Origin of the sequence: Kitasatospora indigofera (assembly GCF_014655955.1) — a bacterium.
GTDB lineage: Bacteria > Actinomycetota > Actinomycetes > Streptomycetales > Streptomycetaceae > Kitasatospora > Kitasatospora indigofera.
Genome location: NZ_BNBO01000139.1, coordinates 1 through 1,622, shown reverse-complemented (window position 1 = coordinate 1,622; position 1,622 = coordinate 1). Strand labels below are relative to the sequence as shown.

1 protein-coding gene is annotated in these 1,622 nt (G+C 70.8%); it reads left to right on the top strand.

What is annotated here, in order from left to right; genetic code table 11:
- The first annotated feature begins 140 nt into the window (after window positions 1–140).
- A complete protein-coding gene (locus IE329_RS39800) occupies window positions 141–1,556 on the top strand; it encodes an NF041680 family putative transposase (RefSeq protein WP_190215951.1) in 1,416 nt (471 codons plus the stop codon).
- Window positions 1,557–1,622: the final 66 nt, after the last annotated feature.

Below are 1,622 nucleotides of genomic sequence, written 5' to 3'. Positions count from 1 at the left end.
CTGAGCTTGTCGTTTTACCTCCGGTGATCATTTCCAGAGTGTTCGAGCTGGTCACCCACATGGGGATCTCCGGGACAAGGCGACGACCTCCGTTTCACGCTGTGTGATGTCGAGTCGCACAGTGGTCACGGAGGTCGTCGGTGTCGATTGTGGTCCCTGAAGCTGTTCGTCGGCAGGCTGTCGCGGAGCTGTCCTCCTTTCGAATGGACTTGTACGCCGCGATGCCCCGCCGCGCGGACGCCCTGTTCGAGGTGTCCGACGCGTTGTTGTGCGCCGACGGTCCGGTCCGTGCCCTGGTCGAACTGGCTCTTGCGCCCGAGCACCGGCGCTCGCACGGCTCCCTGTACGCCGCCCTGAACCGGGGAGACCTCGACGCGGGCCGCCTGCGGTGCGCGATCGCGGCCCGCAGTCTGCCGCGCGGCCCGGGCGGGCGGATCGTGCTCGCCGTCGACGTGTCCGCGTGGCTGCGACCGGACGCCAACACCAGCGACGCCCGCTCCTTCTGCCACACCTACGGCCGACGCGAGAACACCCACGAGATGGTGCCCGGCTGGCCGTACTCCTTCGTCGCCGCCCTGGAGTCGGGCTCGACCTCGTGGACGGCCCTGCTGGACGCGCGGCGCCTGGAACCCGGCGCTGACACCGCGGCCGTCACCGCCGCCCAGCTGCGCGAGGTCCTGCGCGGCATCTTCAACGCCGGACACTGGAAGCTCGGCGACCCGCCGGTAGTGGTTGTGGCGGACGCCGGCTACGACGGCCCGCGCCTCGCCTACCTCCTGCGCGACCTGCCCGTCCAGATCGTGGTGCGAGTGCGCTCCGACCGCGTCTTCTTCAACCCCGTGCCCGACGACTACCGGGTGGGCCCCAAGGGCGGCCAACCCCGCTGCCACGGAACCCGGTTCGCGTTGGCCGACCCCGAAACCTGGCGCGATCCCGACAGCGACAGCGAGCACACCACCCGCCGCTACGGCACCGCCCGCGTCCGCGCCTGGCACCGCCTCCACCCGCGGATCTGGCGACGCTCCGCCTGGAGCGACCATCAGGGCCAACTCCCCGTCATCGAAGGGACCTTGATCCGACTCGACGTCGACCACCTGCCCTCCGGCGGCACCCCGAAGCCGGTCTGGCTGTGGTTCTCCGACCCCACACCCAGCAGTGAGGACACCGACACGGCCTGGCACGCCTTCCTGCGGCGCTTCGACCTGGAGCACACCTTCCGCTTCCTCAAGCAGACCCTCGGCTGGACCCGTCCCCGTCTGCGCGAACCCGCGGCAGCCGACCGCTGGACCTACCTGGTCCTTGCTGCCCACACCCAGCTCCGCCTCGCCAGACCCCTGGCCGCAGACCTCCGCCGACCCTGGGAGCGGCCCCAGCCTGCCGAACGGCTCACCCCCGCCCGGGTCCGGCGCGGGTTCCGCAACATCCGCACGCGCCTGGCCTGCCCCACCTCCGTTGCGAGACCCTCCCGCCCCGGGCCCGGACGCCCACCCGGCCGGCCCAACCTCCGCCGAGCCCCCAGCTACGACGTCGGACTCGCCCTGGTCACCGACCACTAGCGAACAGGTAGGCGAGAACCCGAACACGCCAGAAGGTGATCACCGGAGGTAAAACGACAAGCTGAG